General features: G+C 73.5%; 20 protein-coding genes. 9 read left to right on the forward strand and 11 right to left on the reverse strand.

Annotated elements, in window-relative coordinates:
- Positions 1–63 precede the first annotated feature (63 nt).
- From F8279_RS24045 to F8279_RS24055, 3 genes are all read right to left on the reverse strand, one after another.
- Complete coding sequence (locus tag F8279_RS24045; RefSeq protein ID WP_151501152.1) at positions 64–696, reverse strand: glyoxalase/bleomycin resistance/extradiol dioxygenase family protein; 633 nt, start codon at positions 694–696, stop codon at positions 64–66.
- Positions 697–775: 79 nt separating this feature from the next.
- Positions 776–1,333: a M23 family metallopeptidase gene (locus F8279_RS24050; RefSeq protein WP_091417541.1), complete on the reverse strand. Its 558-nt coding sequence runs from the start codon at positions 1,331–1,333 to the stop codon at positions 776–778.
- Positions 1,334–1,436: 103 nt separating this feature from the next.
- Positions 1,437–3,227 carry an ABC transporter ATP-binding protein gene (locus F8279_RS24055; protein ID WP_151501153.1) on the reverse strand — a complete coding sequence of 597 codons (1,791 nt, stop codon included), beginning with the start codon at positions 3,225–3,227 and terminating at the stop codon, positions 1,437–1,439.
- 98 nt (positions 3,228–3,325) lie between these two features.
- Here F8279_RS24055 and F8279_RS24060 point away from each other — a divergent pair, with 98 nt between their 5' ends.
- From F8279_RS24060 to F8279_RS24075, 4 genes are all read left to right on the forward strand, one after another.
- A complete protein-coding gene (locus tag F8279_RS24060) occupies positions 3,326–3,742 on the forward strand; it encodes a MarR family winged helix-turn-helix transcriptional regulator (RefSeq protein ID WP_091417533.1) in 417 nt (138 codons plus the stop codon).
- Between the two features lie 83 nt (positions 3,743–3,825).
- A complete protein-coding gene (locus tag F8279_RS24065; protein WP_091417529.1) occupies positions 3,826–4,194 on the forward strand; it encodes an SCP2 sterol-binding domain-containing protein in 369 nt (122 codons plus the stop codon).
- On the forward strand, positions 4,187–6,274 hold the full coding sequence (locus F8279_RS24070) for a glycogen debranching N-terminal domain-containing protein (protein WP_151501154.1): 2,088 nt from the start codon (positions 4,187–4,189) through the stop codon (positions 6,272–6,274). The genes F8279_RS24065 and F8279_RS24070 overlap by 8 nt, the downstream gene beginning before the upstream one ends.
- 10 nt (positions 6,275–6,284) lie before the next feature.
- A complete protein-coding gene (locus F8279_RS24075) occupies positions 6,285–6,872 on the forward strand; it encodes a cysteine hydrolase family protein (RefSeq protein ID WP_091417523.1) in 588 nt (195 codons plus the stop codon).
- A gap of 37 nt (positions 6,873–6,909) precedes the next feature.
- Here the strand turns inward: F8279_RS24075 and F8279_RS24080 are convergent, their stop codons facing one another.
- The 8 genes from F8279_RS24080 to F8279_RS24115 all read right to left on the reverse strand — a co-directional run bounded on the left by F8279_RS24080 (position 6,910) and on the right by F8279_RS24115 (position 14,199).
- Positions 6,910–7,536: a TetR/AcrR family transcriptional regulator gene (locus tag F8279_RS24080; protein ID WP_151501155.1), complete on the reverse strand. Its 627-nt coding sequence runs from the start codon at positions 7,534–7,536 to the stop codon at positions 6,910–6,912.
- A 95-nt stretch (positions 7,537–7,631) separates the two neighbouring features.
- Positions 7,632–8,903 (reverse strand): ABC transporter substrate-binding protein, encoded by a 1,272-nt coding sequence (locus F8279_RS24085; RefSeq protein WP_091417517.1) that lies wholly within the window; start codon positions 8,901–8,903, stop codon positions 7,632–7,634.
- Between the two features lie 50 nt (positions 8,904–8,953).
- A complete protein-coding gene (locus F8279_RS24090) occupies positions 8,954–10,096 on the reverse strand; it encodes a branched-chain amino acid ABC transporter permease (RefSeq protein ID WP_091417514.1) in 1,143 nt (380 codons plus the stop codon).
- Positions 10,093–10,971 (reverse strand): branched-chain amino acid ABC transporter permease, encoded by an 879-nt coding sequence (locus F8279_RS24095; protein WP_151501156.1) that lies wholly within the window; start codon positions 10,969–10,971, stop codon positions 10,093–10,095. Before F8279_RS24095 ends, F8279_RS24090 begins: the two co-directional genes overlap by 4 nt.
- Before the next feature lie 14 nt (positions 10,972–10,985).
- A complete protein-coding gene (locus F8279_RS24100) occupies positions 10,986–11,702 on the reverse strand; it encodes an ABC transporter ATP-binding protein (RefSeq protein WP_091417507.1) in 717 nt (238 codons plus the stop codon).
- Positions 11,699–12,505 (reverse strand): ABC transporter ATP-binding protein, encoded by an 807-nt coding sequence (locus F8279_RS24105; protein WP_151501157.1) that lies wholly within the window; start codon positions 12,503–12,505, stop codon positions 11,699–11,701. Before F8279_RS24105 ends, F8279_RS24100 begins: the two co-directional genes overlap by 4 nt.
- Positions 12,506–12,646: 141 nt before the next feature.
- On the reverse strand, positions 12,647–13,852 hold the full coding sequence (locus F8279_RS24110; RefSeq protein WP_151501158.1) for an RNA polymerase sigma factor: 1,206 nt from the start codon (positions 13,850–13,852) through the stop codon (positions 12,647–12,649).
- On the reverse strand, positions 13,849–14,199 hold the full coding sequence (locus F8279_RS24115; RefSeq protein ID WP_071094667.1) for a YciI family protein: 351 nt from the start codon (positions 14,197–14,199) through the stop codon (positions 13,849–13,851). Before F8279_RS24115 ends, F8279_RS24110 begins: the two co-directional genes overlap by 4 nt.
- Between F8279_RS24115 and F8279_RS24120 the strand changes: the two genes are divergently transcribed.
- The 5 genes from F8279_RS24120 to F8279_RS24140 form a co-directional block, all read left to right on the forward strand.
- On the forward strand, positions 14,191–15,648 hold the full coding sequence (locus F8279_RS24120; protein ID WP_151501162.1) for an FAD-dependent oxidoreductase: 1,458 nt from the start codon (positions 14,191–14,193) through the stop codon (positions 15,646–15,648). The two genes, F8279_RS24115 and F8279_RS24120, sit on opposite strands and share 9 nt — an antisense overlap.
- A gap of 126 nt (positions 15,649–15,774) precedes the next feature.
- Positions 15,775–16,521, forward strand: coding sequence for a lysozyme (locus tag F8279_RS24125; RefSeq protein WP_151501159.1), 747 nt, complete (start codon positions 15,775–15,777; stop codon positions 16,519–16,521).
- An 87-nt stretch (positions 16,522–16,608) separates the two neighbouring features.
- Complete coding sequence (locus F8279_RS24130) at positions 16,609–17,283, forward strand: peptidoglycan recognition family protein (RefSeq protein ID WP_151501160.1); 675 nt, start codon at positions 16,609–16,611, stop codon at positions 17,281–17,283.
- 106 nt (positions 17,284–17,389) lie between these two features.
- Positions 17,390–17,755: a helix-turn-helix transcriptional regulator gene (locus F8279_RS24135; protein WP_091417492.1), complete on the forward strand. Its 366-nt coding sequence runs from the start codon at positions 17,390–17,392 to the stop codon at positions 17,753–17,755.
- A partial coding sequence (locus F8279_RS24140) for an SRPBCC family protein (protein ID WP_151501161.1) occupies positions 17,752–18,387 on the forward strand: 636 nt, incomplete at its 3' end. The genes F8279_RS24135 and F8279_RS24140, both read left to right, overlap by 4 nt.

Below are 18,387 nucleotides of genomic sequence, written 5' to 3' on the forward strand. Positions count from 1 at the left end.
CGGCCCCGGGGCAGCGGCCCCGCCCTGGCGAGCCGGAGCCGCCCCGGGTCTGAGCCGGGCGGGTCAGGCCGGGACGGCGGCCGTCTCGGGACGGGTCTGCCGGGCGGCCAGGTACGCGGCGATGCCGGTGCTGTCCTCGGTGGCCAGGAACGCGCCGCGCGCGTTGACGAGCGCCTCGTCGGCATGGGTCAGGCAGCCCCACACCGTGTCGCCCCACGAGTCGGCGAGCTTGACCTCGGCCGGCTCGGCGCAGGGCTCGCCGCGCGGCCCGCCGATCTGGCAGTACCCGGGAGCACCGTCGCGCCGCGCGGCGACCTGGGCGGCCCGCCGGACCTGCGAGGGCCGCCCGTCCGCTGCCTGCGGGGCCGGGACGGGCAGGGACGACGACCGGGTGAACAGGATCGTGTTGCCGTCCGGGTCGACGGTGCGGCACTCACCGCCGGGAAGGTGGTCGACCGGATGGCCGGCTGCGACGAGGCGTTCGGCGGTCGCGGCGACGTCGTCGACGTAGAGGTACAGCGCGGCCGGGACCGGGCTGGCCTCAAAGATCAGCAGGGTCAGGTCGCCGCAGCGCAGGCGCGACCGGCCGTCCTCGCCGCGCTGCCCGGTGTAGCCGAACAGGGCGTAGAACCGGCCGGCCGCGTCGACGTCACCGACGTTCAGGACCGGGACCTGAGCCTGCACTCCGCTGCGCACCGCGCCACTCTACCCATTGGCGCTCCGTAAATCACGTCTTGCAGATCGGGTTTCATCCCGGTCGGCGGGTTTCCCGGGGTCAGCAGCCGTTGGTGCTGGTCTGGTTGCGCTTGAGCCCGTCGGACCAGGTGACGCCCTGGACGACCGCCACGACGACGCTGCCGTCGTGGATCTGCTCGTAGTGCAGGTGCGGGCTGAGGTCGTACTTCGCCGACGTCGCGCCGACCCGGCCGATGACGTCGCCGCGCTTCACGGTGTCGCCCTTGGCCACCGCACGCGAGTTGAGGTGGGCGTACCGGGTGCGCCAGCCGTCGCCGTGCCCGATGACGATGGTGTTCCCGTAGCCGGAGGTGGTGGAGTAGTACGACTCCAGGACGGTGCCGGCGGCACTGGCGACCGTCCGGCGGTTGAGGTCGTCGGGACTGCCGTTGGCGTCGTAGTGGTTCCAGTCGATGGCGTGGGCGGGGCTGTGCCCGTTCCAGTTGTTGCCCTGCCAGGTCTGCCCGCACAGGAACGGCATCCGGAAGCCCGGCCGGGCGGCCTGCGCGGGCTGCACGCCGAGCATCGCCCCGGCGACGACAGCGGTCGTGAGCAGCGCCGGCACGCGCCACCGGGCGGCGGTGGTCATCAGCGACATCGTTCCCCTCCTCGCATCGAGTGATCAGGGTCGATGCTATGGGCCGCGCGAACGTCGGGTAAATAGCTACGGGGATGAATGCCCGGCCAAAACTTTCCTACGGTCAGCCGACCAGGGCGGCGTACCGGCCGCGCCGGTCCAGCAACGCGTCGTGGGTGCCGGACTCGACGATCCGGCCGTGGTCGAGCACCGCGATGCGGTCGGCGTCGCGGACGGTGGAGAGCCGGTGCGCGATGGTCACCACGGTCCGGCCCCGGGCCAGCTCGTCCAGCGCCCGCTGGACCGCGCGCTCGGTCTCGGTGTCCAGCGCGCTCGTCGCCTCGTCCAGCACCAGGATCCGCGGGTTGCGCAGCAGGGTCCGGGCGATCGCCAGGCGCTGCTGCTCGCCGCCGGAGAACCGGTGGCCGCGCGAGCCGACCATGGTGTCGTACCCGTCGGGCAGCGCAGCGATGAGGTCGTGGATGCGGGCGGCGCGGGCGGCGGCCTCGATGTCGGCGTCGGTGGCGTCCGGGCGCGCGTACCGGAGGTTGTCCCGCACGGTGGCGTGCAGCAGGTACGTCTCCTGGCTGACCACGCCCACGACGGCGGCCAGGTCGGCCGGGCGCAGGTCGCGCAGGTCGATCCCGTCGATGGTGATGCGGCCGGCGTCCGGGTCGTGCAGCCGGCTGATCAGCGCGGCGAGCGTGCTCTTGCCGGAGCCGGTCTCCCCCACCAGGGCGAGGCTCGTGCCGGCCGGGACGTCCAGGCTGACGCCCGCGAGCGCGGCGGTGTCGCTTCCCGGGTAGCTGAAGGTGACGTCCTCGATGCGCAGGTGGCCGCGGGCCGTGGCCGGGTCCAGCGGGACCGGGCGGGCCGGCTCGGCGACCTCGACGGGCAGGTCGAGGTATTCGAAGATCCGGGCGAACAGCGCCAGCGACGCGGTGAGCGTCACGCCCACGTTGAGCAGGCCCATCAGCGGCCGGAACAGGTTGCCCTGGAGCGCGGTGAACGCGACGAGCGTGCCGATGGTGAGCGTGCCGGCGGTGCCGGGCAGCCCGGCGCCCAGGTAGATCACCGCGGGGATGGCGGCGAAGACGATGCTCATGGCTGCCATCCGCCAGCGTCCGGCCAGCTCCGAGCGCAGTTCCAGGTCGACCAGGCGGGCCGAGGAGGCGGTGAACCGGTCGACCAGGGCCGGGCCGGTGCCGAGCGTCTTGGCCAGCCGTACGCCGCTGACCGACAGCCCCTCCTCGATGGTCACCGTGAGGTCGGCCAGTTCGCGCTGACGCTGGGCGGTGATCTCCCGGCGCAGCCGGGCGACCCGGCGGGTGAGCCAGAGCGCGGGCGGCAGCACGACCGCCGAGACCAGGGTGAGGCGCCAGCTCAGCGCCAGCATGGCGATGGTGGTGGCGACGACAGTGGTGAGGTTGGCGGCGATCGAGGTGGCGGTGGAGGTGACCACCGACTGCATGCCGCCGATGTCGTTGGTGATGCGGGACTGCACCTCGCCGGTGCGGGTGCGCACGAAGAAGCCGATCGACTGCCGCTGGAGGTGGGCGAAGACGTCGGCGCGCAGCCGGTGCATGACCTCCTGACCGACGCGGGTGGAGATCCAGGTCTGCGCGACGCCGAGCACGGCGGTGACAGCGGCCACCGCGACCATGCCCGCGACCAGCCAGGCCAGCAGCGTCAGGTCACGCTCGGGCAGGGCCCGGTCGATCACGGCACGCAGCAGGAACGGCGTGGCCATCGCGATGATCGAGGACGCCACGATGATCGCCACGACGGTGGCGAGCGGGCCTCGGTGGGCGGTGAACAGGCCGCCGATCCGGCGCAGGGACACCTCGCGGGCCTGGGCCTTCTCGGCGGGGGAAACGGTTCGGCCGTCACGGCGGCCGTCGGGGATGCGATCCAAGGGTGCTCCTCATGTGGGGGACGATGCTGAGGTTAACGACAATGCTGAGGTTACCTCAACATGAGGGAGCAACACGAAATACTGCTACCGTATTCCCCGTGAGCGGCAGCGACGAGAGCCTGGCCGAGACGTTCTGGGCGGTGACCCGCCGACTGCGTCACCAGACCAAACGCGCGCTGGAGCCGTGGGAGATCAGCCCCGGGCAGGCGCGGGCGCTCGGCGTGCTGATGCGTCACGGCGCGCTGCGGCCCGGCGCACTCGCCGAGCACCTGCGCATCGCGCCGCGCTCGGCCACCGAGGTGGTCGACGGGTTGCAGGAGCGGGGCCTGGTCGAGCGCCGGCCCGACCCGGACGACCGGCGGGCCACGCTTGTCGCCCCCACCGCCGAGGGCGAGCGGGTGGGCACCGCCATCCGGCAGGCGCGGGCCACCGAGGCGGCACGGTTCTTCGGCGCGCTCGCACCGGAGGACCGGACCGAGCTGGCCAGAATCCTGCGCCTGCTGCGCGAGGACTAGGTCTCCGGCTTCCCCGGTTTCACCCGTTCCGGGTGAGGCGACAGGCCCCGTGGCGGGGAATAGCGCCATCGGGAGGAGGGCCGATGGTCGACGCCACCGAAGAGTTCTTCCGGAGCCTGGGGCAGCACAGGCAGCGCGGGCTGACAGCGCTGCACGAGGGCACCGTCCGGTTCGACATCGCCGGCGACGGCTCGGTCGACCACTGGCTGGTCTCCATCGCCCGGGGCGAGGTCACCGCGGCGCGGCAGGCCACCGGCGGGGACGCGGTCGTCCGGGCGGACCGGGCCGTCTTCGACCGGATCGCGCGGGGCGAGGCGTACTTCCTGACCACGGTCCTGCGCGGCGAGGCCGAGGTGGAGGGCAGCCCGCGGCTGTTCGCGACCGTACGCCGACTGTTCCCCTCCCCGCCCGGCTCGCGCCCGGAACGACACCGGGGAGACGACGATGGCTGACGGCCACGTCGGCATCTTCGACGGGACGATCTTCCTGGTCTGCGACCGGGCGGGCGACATCGTCCCGGCGGCCGACGCCACCCACGGCCTGTTCGCCCACGACACCCGCCTGCTGTCCCGGTGGCAGCTCACCATCGACGGCGAGCGGCTCAGCACGCTGTCCATCGACGACATCCAGTACTTCGAGAACCGGTTCTACCTGGTTCCGGGCAGTCAGGACGTCTACGTCAACAGCACGCTGGAGGTGCGCCGGACCCACCGGCTCGACACCGGACTCCAGGAGGATCTGCTCCTGGTCAACAACGACCGGCGGCCCGTCGACCTGACCGTGCGGATCGAGGTGGACGCGGACTTCGCGGACCTCTTCGCGGTCAAGGAGGGCGCGACGAACCGCGAGGGGCGGCACTACCGGCGGGTCGACGGCCCGCGACTCGTCCTGGGTTACCAGCGCGAACGCTACCGCCGCGAGACGATCGTGTCGGCGACGGCTCCGGCGGAGGTGGACGAGAGCGGCCTGACGCTGCGCGTGCACATCGAAGCGCACGGCCGGTGGCAGACCCGGTTGAGCGCCGAACCGGACCTCTCCCTGCCCCGAGGGCTGGAGCGGCTCAGCCTGCCCGGACGGGTCGAGGGCCACGCCCGGAACAAGCCCGCCGAGCTACGAGAGTGGCTGGACCGGGCGCCGCGCCTGGAGACCAGCTGGGGACCGTTGCAGAACACCTACCGGCAGAGCCTCATCGACCTGGCCGCGCTGCGGTTCAGTCCGTTCCTCGCCGGAGCCGGGTGCGTCCTGGCCGCCGGGTTGCCCTGGTTCATGTGCCTGTTCGGCCGCGACAGCATCCTCACCAGCCTCCAGGCGCTGCCGTTCGCACCCGAACTCGCCGCCACCACGCTCACCGTGCTCGCCTTCCGCCAGGGCAGCCGGATCGACGACTTCCGGGAGGAGGAGCCGGGCCGGATCCTGCACGAGATGCGCTACGGCGAGCTGACCGTCTTCGACGAGACACCGCACAGCCCCTACTTCGGCAGCGCGGACGCCACTCCCCTGTTCCTCGTGCTGCTCGACGAGTACGAGCGGTGGACCGGCGACGCCGCCCTCGTACGCGCGGTGGAGCAGGAGGCGCGGGCGGCCGTCGACTGGATCGACCACTACGCCGACCGGGCCGGCAACGGCTACGTCTCCTACGAGCGGCGCAACCCGGTGAACGGCCTGGAGAACCAGTGCTGGAAGGACTCCTGGGACAGCATCTCCCACCGCGACGGCCGGCTGCCGGGCTTCCCGCGCGCCACCTGCGAACTCCAGGGGTACGCGTACGACGCGAAGGTGCGCACCGCCCGGCTGGCCCGCGAGATCTGGCACGACCCGGCGTACGCGGACCGGCTGGAGCGGGACGCCGCCGACCTCAGGCGCCGCTTCAACCACGACTTCTGGATCGACGACGGCGAGTACATGGCGCTGGCGCTGGACGGCGACGGTCGCCGGGTGGACGCCCTGTCGTCGAACATCGGCCACCTGCTGTGGAGCGGCATCGTCGAGGAGCCGAAGGCCGAGGCCCTGGTACGGCACCTGATGTCACCGGCGATGTTCAGCGGCTGGGGTGTCCGCACGCTGGCCGAGGGCGAGGCCCGCTACAACCCGGTCGGCTACCACGTCGGGACCATCTGGCCGTTCGACAACTCGTTCATCGCCTGGGGTCTGCGGCGCTACGGGTACGCCGACGAGGCGGCCCGCATCGCGGCCGGCATCCTGGACGCGGCGGCCTTCTACGACGGCCGGCTGCCGGAGGCGTTCGCCGGGCACGCCCGGTCCGAGACCCGCTACCCGATCCGGTATCCGACCGCGTGCAGCCCGCAGGCCTGGTCGGCCGGAGCGCCGCTGCTGCTCCTGCGGACGATGCTCGGGCTCCGGCCGGTCGGCGACGATCTCGTGGCCCGGCCCGCCCTGCCTGCTAGCCTCGACTACGTGGCGTTGCTCGACGTCCCCGGCCGCTGGGGGCGCCGGGACGCCTTCGGCAGGAGCACCGCCGCCGGCGGCCTGAGCCGCTACGAGCTGGCGCCGCAGCAACTCTCCGCACCGTGACGGGATCGACATGCAGCGCATCGACTGGGCGCACACCGCGGTCGTGGGCGTCCACTGGCAACACGAGGTGGTCAGCCCGGACGGCGTCTTCGGCCCGTTCTTCGCCGGCCAGGTGGCCCGGCACGGCGTGGCGGCGAACGCGGCCCGGGTCGCCGTCGCCGCGCGCGCGGCGGGCGGCCTGGTCGTCTTCACCCGCGTCGCCTACCGGCCCGGCTATCCGGACCTGATCGCCAACACCCCGAGCTTCGCCATGATCAGGGAACACGGGGCGTTCCTGGAGGGCGACCCGAAGACCCGGATCGTCGACGAGGTCGCGCGGCAGCCGGGCGACGTCGTCGTCACCTCCACCCGGCTCGGCGGGTTCTTCGGCACCGAACTGGACCTGATCCTGCGCGGCCGGGGCGTGCGGACCGTCGTGTTCACCGGCGTCGCGACGAACCTGGCCGTCACCGGCACCGCCTACCAGGCGGTCGACCACGGGTACCGCATCGTCACCGTCTCCGACGCGTGCACGGCGGCCACCGACGAGCTGCACGACACCTACCTGAGCACGCTGGGTCAGCTCGGCGAGGTCGCGGCCGCCGGCGAGATCGCCTGACGGCCGCCGGGGCGCTCAGCTCAGGCCGCCGGGAGCGTCAGCGCAGGCCGGCGGCGATCGCGTCGACCAGCAGCGCGCCGAGCGTACGGGCCATCACGGCGCGGGAGGCGTCGACGTCGAGCCCCATCGAGTCGCGCATCATCGACCAGGCCGACCAGGTGCCGGCCACCGTGAGCGCGTCCACCAACTGTTCCCGGCCCGGCCCGGCCTGCGCCAGCTCCGGGGCGAACACCGCCTCGATCTCCTGCCGGACCCGGGTGACGGCCGCCTCCCGGTTGCGGCGCAACTGCGGGGAGAACGGCTCCCGCAGCGCCGACGCGCGGGCCGAGGGCGCCAGCACCTCCAGCAGCCGGGCGCGCTGGTCGCAGAACGCGGCGATCCGGGCGGTCAGCGGCAGCTCCGGCGACACCGGCCGCCAGAGCGCGGCCTGCCGCTCGCCGACCCGCCGCCCGGTCGCGGCGAACAGCGTCTCCATGTCCTTGAAGTTGGTCCAGAGCGTGCGCAGCGACACCCCGGCCCGCTCGGCGATCCGTTCCCCGGTGGGCCGCAGGTCACCGGAGTCGATCAGGGCCAGGTGCGCCTCCACGATCGCGGCGCGGGTCCGCTCGGCCCGCGCCGCCCGGCCGTCCACCCGCTCCGGCGGGTCGGTCTCCAGCTCGATCATGGGTACGGGCTCTCCTGTTGCTCGTCTGCCGGCGGCCACTCTACGTGCGTGCCGCCGGGCGACCGGCACCCGGCCGCCCGGCGACAGCACTGTGGTCAGGACGTCGGCACGGCGTCCGCGGGCGGGTTCGTCGGCGGGTCGGTGAACTCGGTGACGGCGCCGTCACCGTCGTCGGTGGTGTACGCGGGACCGAAGTACGCCTGCACGCCGTTGCTCACCTTGGTGAGCCGGACCCCGCCGTAGCCGGCGTGCACGCCCTCGGCGTACCGGAAGGGGACCAGGCCCGGGCCGCGGAAGCCGCCCTTGCGCACGGCCTCGACCAGCTTCTCCCGGGTGGGGTCGGGCCCGGCGGCGAGCATCGCCTGCACGAACGTGTACGCCATCGAGTAGCCGTAGATCGCGTTGCCGTCGACCGGGTTGCCGGCGTTGTACTTCTGGTGGATCTTGGTGAACTCCTGGATCCACGGGTTCGCGGTGTCGGCCACGTTCGGCAGGTAGTTGTCGGCCACCATGCCCTCGAGGATCACCTTCTTGTCGCCGAGCTGCGCGGACAGCGTGGTGTAGTCGGCGCCCACGTTGGACACCACCCACTGCGCCTTGAAGCCCTGCCCGGCGGCCTGGCCCATGGCGAGCGCGGTGAAGCCGGGGATGGTCGCCGCGACGACCACCTGGCAGCCGGCCGCGCGCAGCGCCCCGATCGCCGGGCCGACCTGCTGGTTGGTGGTGGTGTACGTCTGCTTCGCCGCGACCGGGCCGAGGACCTGCTCGACGCCGGCCAGCGAGTCCCGCCCGAAGTCGTCGTTCTGCCCGAAGTGGCAGACCTTCGCGCCGGGGAACTCGCGCTTGACGTAGCCGGCCAGGATCTTGCCCTCGACCGTGTAGTCGGGCTGCCAGCCGAACGTCGTCGGATACTTGTCCGGCTGGTTCCAGTTGCGGCTGCCGGAGGCGACGAACAGGTCCGGCACCTTCTGCGTCTTGACGAACTCCAGCACGTTCGTGTGCGTGGGCGTGCCCAGGCCGCCGAGCAGCGCGAAGACCTTGTCGTCGAGCACCAGCTTGCGGACCACGTTCTCGGTGTTGGCGGGGTTGTAGCCGTCGTCCATGACCTTGTAGACGATCTTCCGGCCGTGCACGCCGCCCTTGCTGTTGACGTGCTCGAAGTACGCCTTGGTGGCGGCGGAGATCTTCGAGTAGCCGGGCGCGGCCGGTCCGGTGAGCGGTTGGTGGGTGCCGATGACGACCTCGGAGTCGCTGACGCCGGGGACGTTCTCGGCGGCCTGCTTCTCGTCGTCGGCGCAAGCAGGTAACGCGGCCAGCAGGGCCAGGCCTGCGGCGGCCGCGAGAACGCGGCGGGTGGTGGGGCGCATGGTTCTCCAATCCGGTGCGACGGTGCGAACGGTGGGTGGAACCGGTGAGGTCAGCGGTCCGGCGACCGGGTGGCCCGGCGACGGCGCAGCGCCGCGAGCAGCCGGGCGCGCACGGCGCGGACGCCCCCGGCGATGCCGCCCGGGGCGGCGAGCATGACGACGATGAGGACCAGGCCGAACACGGCGAGCGCGAGGTTGCCCTCCAGCCGCTGGGCCAGCCCGGCGGAGAGGCTGAGGTGTTCGGTGAGCAGACCGGGCAGGTCCTGGAGCGCCACCAGCAGCACCGCTCCCCAGACCGCGCCGGCCAGGCTGCCCAGCCCGCCGATCACGATCGCCATGAGCAGGAACAGCGACAGGTCCAGCGGGAACTTGCCGGGCGCGACGGTGGCGGTGAGCATGGCGTACACGCCGCCGCCCAGGCCGGCGCAGGCGGCGCTGACCACGAACGCGAGCACCTGCGTGCGGGCCACCGGGATACCGGCGAGCCGGGCGGCGACCTCGTCGTCGCGGACCGCCCGCAGGGACCGGCCGAAGCGGCTGCGGACCAGGTTCGCCAGCAGCAGCATGGTGAGCAGCGCGGCGGCCAGCGCGATCCAGGCCAGCCAGCGTTCGGGCTGGAAGTAGGCGCCGAGTGCCGCCGGTGGCGTCTGGGCCGGGAACGGCAGACCCTGCTCGCCGTTGAACACGCCGGTGAAGATCGTGGTGACCGCCGGGACGAGCGTCGCCACGGCCAGGGTCACACCGGCCAGGTAGGGGCCGCGCAGCCGGGCCGCCGCCAGCCCGACGACGAGCCCGCCGAGCGCGGTCACCGCGACGGCCGCGAGCAGCGACGCGGGCAGCGTCCACCAGCCGCGTACGGCCCGCTCGTCGAGGGCCTGCTGGGTCAGCGCCATGGTGTACGCGCCGGTGGCCATCAGCGCGCCGTGCCCGAGGGAGAGCTGGCCGTTGAGCCCGACCAGCACGGTGTGCCCGGCGGTGACGCAGAGGAACGCGCAGACGCGCGCCACCTGGAGGTTCTGGTACGGCGCGAGCTGGTTGGTGACCAGCACGACGAGCGTGCCGACGAATACGGCCACCGCGAGGTGGCGCAGCAGCGTGGATCCGCGCGCCTCGCGTCCGGCGGGTGCGCCGGGGAGCAGCCGACGCAGCGGGGACGGCGCGGCGGGCGCGATCTCGGTGGGTGTGCTCGTCACACGTGCCTCGCTCTCGCCGCGGAGAAGAGCCCGCCGGGGCGGACCAGCAGGACGGCCAGCAGCAGCACCAGGACGGCCAGCGGGGTGGTGTCCGGTCCCAGGTAGCCGGTGACGTAGGACAGGATCAGCCCGACCAGCAGGCCGCCGACGACAGCGCCGACCGGGCTGTCCAGGCCGCCGACCACGGCGGCGGTGAACGCGACCACGAAGACCAGGTCCATGGCGTGCGAGTGCAGGCCGAGTCCGGTGGGGACGACCAGCATGCCGGCGAGCGCGCCGACCCCGGCGGCGAGCGCCCAGCCCAGCGTGAGCATCCGGCCGACGCTGACGCCGAGCAGCCGGGACACCTCGGGTGCGAACGCGGCGGCCCGCATGCGCAGGCCGACCGGGGTACGGGTGAACAGCAGCGCGAGCAGCGCCACCACTGTGAGCGCCGAGCCGAGCACCCACAGGTCGTACGGGGACAGCGCGGCCACCCCGCCGATGGTGAGCGCGTCGGTGTCGAACGGTGCCGGGGCGGGCCGGTAGTCGTTGCCGAAGAACATGCCGAGCACCGCCTGGATGACGAGCACCAGGCCGAGCGCGACGATCACCTGGTTGAGCGGGCCGCCGGGGCCGGCGAACCGCATCAGCACCCGCTCCACCAGCGCGCCCAGGGCCAGTCCGGACAGGATCGCGGCGGCCAGGCCCAGCCAGTACGAGCCGGTGGCGGAGACGACCGCGTACCCGACGTAGGCGGTGGCCACGGCCATCGCGCCCTGGGCGAAGTTGACCACCCGGGCGGCCCGCCAGATGAGCACCAGCGCGAGCGCGAACGCCGCGTACACCGCCCCGGAGGCGAGCCCGTCGAAGGTGAGGAACCAGAACCGCTCCATCCGCGACCCCCTTCCTAGAATCCGAGGTACGCGTGCCGGAGCTGGTCGTCGTCGCGCAGCCGGGCGGCCGGCGCGGCCGTCACCACCCGCCCGAGCGACATGACGATGCCCTGGTCGGCTACCGACAGCGCGGTGCGCACGTTCTGCTCGACGAGCAGGACGGTGAGCCCTCGCTCGTCGCGCAGCCGCCGCAGCAGCGCCATGATCTGCGCGGCCACCTTGGGCGCCAGCCCGAGCGACGGCTCGTCGAGCAGCAGCAGCCGGGGCCGGGCGATCAGCGCCCGCCCGATCGCGAGCATCTGCCGTTCGCCGCCGGAGAGCTGGTGTCCGGCGTGGTCGCGGCGGCGGGCCAGGGCGGGGAACAGCTCGTACACCTCGTCCTGCGCGCGCCGGGCGTCGGCCCGGTCGCGCCGCCACAACCCGCCGAGGCGCAGGTTCTCCGCCACGGTCAGCTCGGTCACCACGCCGCGCCCCTCCGGCACGTGCGCCAGGCCGCGCCGGACCAGGTGTTCGACCCGGACGCCGCGCAGGTCCTCCCCCGCGTACCGGACGCGGCCACCGGTGGGACGGAGCAGACCCGAGAGGGTACGCAGCAGCGTGGTCTTGCCCGCGCCGTTGGCGCCCAGCACGGCGGTGACGGTGCCGGCCGGGACGGTGAACTCGACGTCGTGCAGCACCGGCACCGGTCCGTAGCCGCAGCTGAGCGCCTCGACCTCCAGCACGGCGGTCACGACGCGCTCCCCTCGGCCGGCACGTCCGCGCCCAGGTACGCCTCGGTGACCCGGGGGTCGTCGCGGATGCGCTCCGGCGGGCCGGCCGCGATCACCTTGCCGAAGTCGAGCACCACCAGGTCGTGGCAGACGGACATGACCAGGTCCATGTGGTGCTCGACGAGCAGGACGGCGCAGCCGTCGTCGCGTCCGGGCAGCGCGCGGACCAGGTCGGCCAGCTCGGCCACGTCGTCGGCGCCGAGGCCGCCGGCCGGTTCGTCGAGCAGCAGCAGCCGGGGACGGGCGATCAGCGCGCGAGCCAGCGCGACCCGCTTGCGGACCGGGTACGGCAGGGTGGCCGGCACCGCGTCGGCGTACTTCCCGATGCCCAGTTCGGCGAGCAGGTCCAGGGCGGCCGCGCGCAGCCGCCGCTCGTCGTTGTCGCTGCGGGGCAGACCGAACAGCGCGGCGGCGAAACCGGCGCGGGCGGTGTGACTCGCGCCGGCGACCACGTTCTCCAGCACGGTCAGCCCGGCGAACAGCCCGACGCCCTGGAGTGTGCGGGCGATGCCGAGCCGGGTGAGGGCGTGCGGGCGGGGCCGGAACGGCCTGCCGTCCAGGGTGAGCGACCCCTCGGTCGGCCGGACGAAGCCGCAGACCACGTTGAACAGGGTGGTCTTGCCGGCGCCGTTGGGCCCGATCACGCCGACGACCCGGCCCGGCGGTACCCGCAGCGAGACGTCGTCGAGGGCGACCAGGCCGCCGAAGCGCACGCCGACGTGGTGCAGCGCCAGGCCGTCGGCGGCTGTGGCCGGTGGGCTCATCGTCACCTCGTGCCGGTCGACGGGGCGTGGAAAAACTAATTACACCGGGAGTGTACTTTTCTCTGCCGCCGCGTCAATGCCCAGACGATCACGGCTCCTTCCCCCTCGTCTCCAGGGCTCCTACGTGGACGGTCGGTGCGATCATCCCGGCATGCGGTCGCGGGCACGGCGCAGGAACGTCTGCTCCGCGGCGTTGCCGGTGCCGGCGATCGCCGCGTCGTACGCCGCCCGGGCCTGCGCCGGGCGGTCCAGGCGGCGCAGCAGGTCGGCCCGGATCGCGTGCCACACGTGGTAGCCGCCCAGGTCCAGACCGTCCACAGCGGCCAGTCCGGCCGCCGGCCCGCGCACCTCGGCCAGCGCGACCGCCCGGTTCAGCGCCACCACCGGTCCCGGCGCGACGGCCGTCAACTGGTCGTAGAGCGCGAGGATCTGTCCCCAGTCGGTGGCGGCGGCGGTGGGCGCGTCCGCGTGCACGGCGCCGATCGCGGCCTGGATCTGGTACGGGCCGGGCCGGCCCCGTCGCAGGCACCGGCGGACCAGTTCCTGCCCCTCGCCGATCAGCTCCCGGTCCCATCGGCCGCGGTCCTGCTCGGACAGCGACACCGGCACCCCGTCCGGGCCGGTCCGGGCGTCGCGACGCGCCTCGGTGAGCAGCATCAGCGCGAGCAGGCCGAGCGCCTCCGGCTCGTCCGGCATCAACGTCACCAGCAGCCGGCCCAGCCGGATCGCCTCGGCACCCAGCTCGGCCCGGCCCAGCCGCTCCCCCGCGCTGGCCGTGTGCCCCTCGTTGAAGATCAGGTACACCACGGCGAGCACCCCGCGCAGCCGGTCCGGCAGGTCCGCGTCACGCGGCACCCGGTACGGGATGCCGGCGTCGCGGATCTTCGCCTTGGCCCGGACCAGGCGCTGGGCCATCGTCGGCTCCGGCACCAGGAAGGCCCGCGCGATCTCGCCGGTGCTCAGGCCGCCGAGCAGGCGCAGCGTCAACGCCACCCGGGCGGGAGCGGCGAGCGCCGGGTGGCAGCAGGTGAAGATCAGGCGCAGGCGGTCGTCGGGCACGGGCCCCTCCTCGGCGGGCGGGTCGGCGGCGTGCAGCAGGGCGGCCTCGGCGTGCCGCGCCTTCCGGGTCGCCTCGCGCCGCAACCTGTCGATCGCCCGGTTCCGGGCGGTGGTGATGATCCAGCCGGCCGGACTGGGCGGCGGTCCGTCCGCGGCCCAGCGCGTCACGGCGATCGCGAACGCCTCCTGGACCGCCTCCTCGGCGAGGTCGATGTCGCCGAGGAGACGGACCATGACGGCTACCGCGCGGCCGTACTCGGCCCGGAAGACCTGTTCGACGTCGGTCATCCCTCGCCCTGGAACGGGCGGACCTCGATCGGCAGCGTGGTGGCCAGGGCGTACCGGCGGCCCCAGTCCAGTGCGGCGTCCAGGTCGGGCGCCCGGATGACGGTGACGCCGCCCAGGTACTCCTTGCCCTCGGCGAACGGCCCGTCGGTGACCAGCACCTCGTCACCGGCCGGGCGCAGCACGGTGGCGGTCTGCGGGTCGTGCAGGCCGTTGCCGAACACCCAGCACCCCGCCTCCCGCAGGTCCCGGCCGATGGCCTCGACCTCCCGCATCACCCCGGCCAGGAACTCCGGGTCCGGACGGCCCTGGCCGGCCGGCTGGTACATGCTGATCAGGTACTGCTTCATCGGCTTCTCCTCGTCACCGCCGGACGGCCCCGCGCCGTCCCTTCACCCTCCACACGAACGGTGGGCGCCCGTTTCGACACGCCGGGCCGGGTGAATCCGGCCGGGAGCGGGGTACGCCGACGCGTGCGCCGCCACCGGGTCGTCGTCGTGGGCGCCGGGTTCTCCGGCCTGGCCTGCGCGCTCGCGCTGGACGCGGCCGGTGCCGAGGTGCGGGTGCTGGAGGCGCGGGACCGGGTGGGCGGCCGGACGCGCAGCCGCCCGCTGCCCGGCGGCGGCTGGCTCGATCTCGGCGCGCAGTGGATCGGCCCGACCCAGAACCGGATGTACGCGCTCGTCGCCACGTACGGGCTGGCCACCTTTCCCTCCCCCGCGCACGGTCAGCCGACGCTGCTGCTCGGCGGGCGCCCGGCCACCGGCGAACCGCCCGGGCTGTCCGGACTGCTCGGCACGCTCGACGAGATGCCGGCCCGGCTCGACCCGGCCGCGCCGTGGCGGGCGGACGACGCGGCACGATGGGACCGGATCACGCTCGGCGGCTGGCTCGACGCGAGCGCGGCCGGCCCGGTCACCGCCCGGTACGCGGGCCGGCTGCTCGCCGGTGGACTGCTGGCCGCCTCGCCGGACGAGGTCTCGCTGCTGCACCTGCTGTTCTACCTGCGCAGCGGCGGCGGCACCCGGTCGCTGCTCGGCATGGCCGGTGGCGCCCAGCAGGACCGCGTCGTCGGCGGTCCGGCCGTGCTGGCCGAGCGGATGGCCGCCGCGCTGCCGCCGGGGAGCCTGTGCCTGCGCGCGCCGGTGGACGGCGTCGCGCAGGACGGCGACGGCGTGCGGGTGCGCGCCGGCGGCGAGACGTACCGCGGCGACGCGGCGGTGGTAGCGCTGGCGCCGACGCTGGCCGGGCGGATCCGGTACGACCCGCCGCTGCCGCCGCTGCGCGACGGCCTGACCCAGCGGATGCCGATGGGTGTGGCGCTCAAGGTGCACGCGCTCTACCCGGAGCCGTTCTGGCGCGCCGACGGCCGCTCCGGCGTGTCCAGCACCGACACCGGGCCGCTCACCGAGACGGTGGACAACTCCCTGCCGGACGCGCCGGGCGGGGTGCTCACCGCGTTCAGCTACGGCGCGCAGGCCCGGGCGCTGCGCCGGCTGCCTGACGACGCGCGCCGGGCCGCGCTGCGCGACGCGCTCGCCGCGATCTTCGGCCCGGCCGCCGCGCGCCCCGACGACCTCGTCGAGTACGACTGGTCGGCCGACGAGTGGACGCGCGGCTGCTTCTGCGGCGTCCTGCCGCCCGGTGCGTGGTGCGCGTACGGCCCGGAGCTGCGGACGCCGGTGGGCCGGGTGCACTGGGCCGGCACGGAGACGGCGACCCGGTGGAGCGGCTACCTGGAGGGCGCGGTGACCGCCGGCGAGCGCGCCGCCGCCGAGGCGCTCGCCCAGCTCGGCTGAGCACCCTATCCAGTGAGATTCTTCGATGCAATCTATTGAAAAGTTTCTCCGCCCTGTGACCTAATGACGACAGTTCCTTTCGTCATACTCCCGCCGCCGGAGCGCGGCAACCCCCAGGGAGGACAGATGCACAGGTCGATCCGATCGGCGCTGCGCGCGGCCGGAGCCGCGCTGCTCGCCACCGCCACCGTCGCCGCGGCGACCCTGTTCGGGGCGGCCCCCGCCGGCGCCGCCCCGGCCGGGCTGCCCGGCATGGACGTGTCCAGCTACCAGGGCAACGTGAACTGGTCCGGGGCGTGGGCCAACGGCGCCCGGTTCGCGTACGTCAAGGCGACCGAGGGCACGTACTACACCAACCCGTACTTCGCCCAGCAGTACAACGGCTCGTACAACGTCGGGATGATCCGCGGCTCGTACCACTTCGCCCGTCCGGACACCACGAGCGGCGCCACCCAGGCCAACTACTTCGTCGACCACGGCGGCGGCTGGTCGAAGGACGGGCGGACGCTGCCCGGCGCGCTGGACATCGAGTACAACCCGTACGGCGCGACCTGCTACGGGCTGAGCCAGGCGTCGATGCGCAGCTGGATCGCCTCGTTCGTCAACCAGTACTACGCCCGCACCGGCCGGTGGGCCACCATCTACACCACCACCGACTGGTGGAGCACCTGCACCGGCAACACCTCGCAGTTCGCCGCCAACAACCCGCTGTGGATCGCCCGCTACGCAAGCAGCGTCGGCACGCTGCCGGCCGGCTGGGGCACGTACTCGTTCTGGCAGTGGTCCTCCTCCGGCGTCTTCCCCGGTGACCAGAACGTGTGGAACGGCTCGCTCGACCGGCTACGCGTACTGGCCTGCAACGGAACCTGCTGACCCCGGCCCGGGCGTGGCGGGCGGCGCCGGTCCCGCCACGCCCGGCGTACCGGTCGATCCGGCGCCCCCTTCCGCGAGGAGGTTGCGATGTCCCTTCCCGTACCCCGGCGGACCGTGCTGCGCGGCGCGGTCCTGCTCGGCGCCGCCGCCGGCGTCGGCGCGCTCACCCAGATCGGCTCCGGCCCCGGCGCGCGGGCCGCCGCCACCCGGGTCGACCAGCCGACCATCGCCAACTGCGCGACCTGGGGCGCCCGCCCGCCCTCGTCGCCGGTGAGCGTGGTGGCCAGCCGGCCCAACAAGATCATCGTCCACCACACGGCGTTCCCGAACACCACCGACTACAGCCTCGCCCAGGCGTACCGCAACTCCCGCGACATCCAGAACCTGCACATGGACAGCAACGGCTGGCTCGACTCCGGGCAGCACTTCACCAACAGCCGGGGCGGCTACCTGACCGAGGGCCGGCACGGCAGCCTCTACGCGCTGCTGCACGGCCAGACCATGGTGCAGGGCGCGCACTGCGTCGGGCAGAACAGCCAGGCCATCGGCATCGAGAACGACGGCATCTACGTGAACGTGCAGCCGCCGCAGGCGCTCTGGAACAGCCTGGTCACGTTCTGCGCGTTCACCTGCCAGCAGTACGGCATCGCGCCCACCGAGATCTACGGGCACAAGGACTTCAACGACACGCAGTGCCCCGGCCTGCTGCACGACCGCCTGCCGGAGCTGCGTCGTACCGTCGCCACCCGTCTCGGCGGCTGACCACGGGGATACGCGGGGCGCCCGGGTGCGACGGGCGCCCCGCGTCGCGTCGGTGCTCGCTGTGTCAATGCTGGCTTATATAAGCCTCGTCTGATACAAAGGCGTTGTGCACGCCTTCGACGTCCTCGGCGACCCGGTCCGCCGCCGGATCCTGGAACTGCTCGCCGACGGCGAGCAACCCGCCGGCGCGCTCGGCGAGACCGTGCGGCGCGAGTTCGGCATCAGCCAGCCCGCCGTCTCACAGCACCTCAAGGTGCTGCGCGAGCACGGCTTCACCACAGTGCGCGCCGAGGGCACCCGCCGCCTCTACGCCGTGGATCCCGGCCCGCTGCGCGAGATCGACGCGTGGCTGGACGGGTTCCGCCGCTTCTGGACGCCACCACTGGCGGCGCTCGCCACCGAGCTGGCCCGGGGCCGCCGCGAGCGACGGCTGCGCGAGGACACCACCGACGACGAGAGGACCGAACCATGATCGACGTGACCGGACAGATCAGCGCCGTCGAGCGCCGCATCGGCGACCGTACGCTTCCCGCCGGGCAGGCGCGGGTGCTCACCATCGCCCAGACGTACGACGCGCCGGTCGCCGACGTCTTCGACGCCTGCACGAACCCGGAACGGATACCCCGCTGGTTCCTGCCGGTCTCCGGTGACCTGAGCCTCGGCGGCCGGTACCAGCTGGAGGGCAACGCCGGCGGCACCGTCGAGCGCTGTGACCCGCCGCACGGCTTCGCCGCCACCTGGGAGTTCGGCGGCGAGGTGAGCTGGATCGAGGTGCGGTTGCGCGAGGCGGGACCGGGGCGTACCCGCTTCGAGCTGGAGCACGTCGCGCACGTCGACGACCAGCGGTGGGCCGAGTACGGCCCGGGCGCGGTCGGCATCGGCTGGGACCTGGCGCTGGTCGGCCTGACCTCCCACTTCGCCACCGACGGCACGGGCGTCGACCCGGCCGCCGCAGCCGAGTGGATGGCCTCGGACGAGGGCCGTCGTTTCGTCACCGAGTCCAGCAAGAGCTGGACGGCCGCAAGCGTAGAGGCCGGCACCCCGCCCGACGAGGCACAAGCCGCAGGCGAGCGCGTCACCGCGTTCTACACCGGCGCCCCCACC

The organism is Micromonospora sp. AMSO1212t, from assembly GCF_008868145.1.
Classification (GTDB): domain Bacteria; phylum Actinomycetota; class Actinomycetes; order Mycobacteriales; family Micromonosporaceae; genus Micromonospora; species Micromonospora tulbaghiae.

Bases quoted from the DNA above. Each gene is read 5' to 3' on its own strand.
- F8279_RS24095 (WP_151501156.1), bottom strand. From the start codon at position 10,971: ATGGAGCGGTTCTGGTTCCTCACCTTCGACGGGCTCGCCTCCGGGGCG.
- F8279_RS24080 (WP_151501155.1), bottom strand. From the start codon at position 7,536: ATGATCGAGCTGGAGACCGACCCGCCGGAGCGGGTGGACGGCCGGGCG.
- F8279_RS24065 (WP_091417529.1), top strand. From the start codon at position 3,826: ATGGTCGACGCCACCGAAGAGTTCTTCCGGAGCCTGGGGCAGCACAGG.
- F8279_RS24085 (WP_091417517.1), bottom strand. From the start codon at position 8,903: ATGCGCCCCACCACCCGCCGCGTTCTCGCGGCCGCCGCAGGCCTGGCC.
- F8279_RS24105 (WP_151501157.1), bottom strand. From the start codon at position 12,505: ATGAGCCCACCGGCCACAGCCGCCGACGGCCTGGCGCTGCACCACGTC.
- F8279_RS24110 (WP_151501158.1), bottom strand. From the start codon at position 13,852: ATGACCGACGTCGAACAGGTCTTCCGGGCCGAGTACGGCCGCGCGGTA.
- F8279_RS24125 (WP_151501159.1), top strand. From the start codon at position 15,775: ATGCACAGGTCGATCCGATCGGCGCTGCGCGCGGCCGGAGCCGCGCTG.
- F8279_RS24130 (WP_151501160.1), top strand. From the start codon at position 16,609: ATGTCCCTTCCCGTACCCCGGCGGACCGTGCTGCGCGGCGCGGTCCTG.
- F8279_RS24070 (WP_151501154.1), top strand. From the start codon at position 4,187: ATGGCTGACGGCCACGTCGGCATCTTCGACGGGACGATCTTCCTGGTC.
- F8279_RS24115 (WP_071094667.1), bottom strand. From the start codon at position 14,199: ATGAAGCAGTACCTGATCAGCATGTACCAGCCGGCCGGCCAGGGCCGT.
- F8279_RS24050 (WP_091417541.1), bottom strand. From the start codon at position 1,333: ATGTCGCTGATGACCACCGCCGCCCGGTGGCGCGTGCCGGCGCTGCTC.
- F8279_RS24075 (WP_091417523.1), top strand. From the start codon at position 6,285: ATGCAGCGCATCGACTGGGCGCACACCGCGGTCGTGGGCGTCCACTGG.